This window comes from Amycolatopsis sp. VC5-11, assembly GCF_037034185.1.
Lineage (GTDB): Bacteria > Actinomycetota > Actinomycetes > Mycobacteriales > Pseudonocardiaceae > Amycolatopsis > Amycolatopsis nivea.
Map to the genome: position 1 here is coordinate 1 of NZ_JBAGKF010000072.1, position 248 is coordinate 248.

The 248-nt window shown below is 67.7% G+C and carries 1 pseudogene; it reads right to left on the bottom strand.

The features are described from left to right. A pseudogene (locus WA670_RS45135) lies at positions 1 to 212 on the bottom strand (23S rRNA (adenine(2503)-C(2))-methyltransferase RlmN); the annotation flags it as partial. Between the last annotated feature and the right edge of the window lie 36 nt (positions 213 to 248).

The following is a 248-nucleotide window of genomic DNA, read 5'->3' on the forward strand; positions in this document are numbered from 1 at the left end:
AGCTTCTCGCGCGAGGCGGCCGGGATGTCGGTCATCTCCGCCGGGTCGACGGTGAGCCGCGAAAAGTAGTGGTTCGACAACTGCTTGGCGCGGAACGCCTTCTCCCCCAGTTCGACGACCGCCTCGGCTCGCTCGGCCACCGTGAGGTCGGCGAGATGGCGCGGCGGCAGGCCGCGCTTGGGCGCGTCGAAAACAAGAGGGAGGGCAGTCATGACCGATCAAGTGTCTCATACGCGCGAACCCGGCGC